This window comes from Planktothrix serta PCC 8927, assembly GCF_900010725.2.
In the GTDB taxonomy this organism is placed as follows: domain Bacteria; phylum Cyanobacteriota; class Cyanobacteriia; order Cyanobacteriales; family Microcoleaceae; genus Planktothrix; species Planktothrix serta.
Window position 1 is genome coordinate 1 of record NZ_LR734866.1, and the last position, 2,000, is coordinate 2,000.

Consider the following 2,000-nt stretch of genomic DNA (forward strand, 5'->3'; position numbering starts at 1 on the left):
AAGGGGGGTTAGGGGGGATCTAGGACGCTTAAAAAAATCAACGAACTTTTGGTTTTTCGGCCTACTTTTAGCCTTAAAGTTGACACCGATGGATAAGCTGACGCTATTACAAACTCAAATTAAAACAGATACTTGGATACCTGCAACTTGGGATAAATATTTACTGATATTGTAGTGAGTCCTTCAGGACTCTGAGGCTGATAGTGTAGTGAGTCCTTCAGGACTCTTAGCCCTAAAGGGCTTACTACAAAATTAGGGTGTTATTCCAAGAAACCGGGTTTCTGCAATAACATGAGCTAACAGAAAGATAGGATAAGAAACTCGGTTTATGAACCCCCCTCGTAGCGATCGCAGTTTTATAATTTAGCTTCTACATATTCACAAATTGATAGAGGTTCAGGGATTTTAAACCCTTCTTCTTGTAATCCTTCTAAATGAAAAATAATGGCTTCTTGCATTAAAGTTCTTACCTCTTCAACAGTTTCACCCACTGCTACACATCCTGGTAAATCGGGAACATAAGCACCATAACTATTTTCGCCTTTTTCAATTACAATGGCATAACGCATTATTGATCCTCCTCGATTTGTGCTTGTCGCCAAATACTTTTAAGCGTTCCGATGGGTACATCAATACTTAACTTACCCGAAACGGTCACAGTTCCTATTTTATCAGGATGTTTAAATTGCCGATGACTCCCTCGCGTTCTTGATAAATACCAACCCTCGTTTTCTAATCTTTTAATAACATCTCTAACTTTCATTAGTTCTAAGGTTAACTATCCTCTTTTATATTGTAGTGAGTCCTTCAGGACTCTGAGGGGTGAACGCCTCACTACAAAGAACCCGCCCCTACTAAGGAGTCCACCCAGGCCAGGAGGAAACAACACGAAATCCTGACCCGCACCCCATACGCGACCAGTCCCTGAAACGATTGGCACTGCGACAATACGAGGCACCGTTGCCCCACGAACCCCCGCGCATCACCCGGTATCGAGTATTTCCCCCAGACTCCCAAACACTGCCATCTGTCGGCGCACCCTGATAATTTTTATGCCAAGGGTCGGCGCACCATTCCCAAAGATTGCCGTGCATATCGTATAATCCAAAAGCGTTGGGGGGAAAACTACCGACAACGGTTGTCTTTTCTCGGAAAATCCCTTTTGACTTTGACCAGGAGCCATAGCAATGGAAACGCTCGCCGTCATAGTTAACTAAATCGGTGGTGATGGTTTTACCGAAATAAAACGTGGTGGTAGTTCCAGCGCGACAGGCATATTCCCATTCTGCCTCACTGGGTAAACGATAGGTACGTCCGGTGAATTGAGAGAGGCGATCGCAAAATTCTACTGCTTTCCACCAAGAAACGTTCTCAACAGGTAAGTTATCCCCTTTAAAACTAAAAATGGAGGGGTTGGGCTTGAGGTCAATCTGGCGTTTGGGTAAACCTGCTACAGCCCGCCATTGGGCTTGAGTCACGGCATATTGACCGATCAAAAAAGAGGCTATATTAACAGTATGCTGTGGCTCTTCACTCTTAGATCGATGTGGTTCATTACTAGGGGAACCCATGAGGAAAGTTCCGGCTGGAATTACGACTAAATCTAATATTATCCCATTGATATTTTCAGTCAACACTTGGGCTTGGGCTTGCCAACGGTTGGTAATTTTTCCGGTGGAGTTAACGGTTACGGTTTCAAAATTAACAGTTTTTAAACAGGGTGTCGGTTTAACGGTTAATTGTTGTAATCCTGGTAATCTTTCTAATGTGAAGGGATTGGAGAAGGATATCAATGCTTCTAAGACTTCTTGAGCCGTTTGAAAACGTTTATTTGTTCCCTGCTGTAAGAGTTTATCTAAGACTTGACCCAAAGTATTATTGACTTTAACCTTTAAATAATCTCGCCACACCCAATCACTTTTACTAACATCAAATAAATCAAAGGGTTCAATATTAGTTAATAAATGAATACAAGTTACCCCTAAACTATATAAATCACT

3 protein-coding genes are annotated in these 2,000 nt (G+C 42.2%); all 3 read right to left on the reverse strand.

The features are described 5' to 3' along the window. Positions 1-356: 356 nt before the first annotated feature. Positions 357-569 carry a type II toxin-antitoxin system HicB family antitoxin gene (locus PL8927_RS10570; protein WP_083620968.1) on the reverse strand — a complete coding sequence of 71 codons (213 nt, stop codon included), beginning with the start codon at positions 567-569 and terminating at the stop codon, positions 357-359. Next, complete coding sequence (locus tag PL8927_RS10575; RefSeq protein ID WP_083620970.1) at positions 569-763, reverse strand: type II toxin-antitoxin system HicA family toxin; 195 nt, start codon at positions 761-763, stop codon at positions 569-571. Before PL8927_RS10575 ends, PL8927_RS10570 begins: the two co-directional genes overlap by 1 nt. Positions 764-854: 91 nt before the next feature. Further along, positions 855-2,000, reverse strand: a 1,146-nt coding sequence (locus PL8927_RS10580; RefSeq protein WP_156093161.1) for a formylglycine-generating enzyme family protein, incomplete at its 5' end; no start/stop codon positions are given.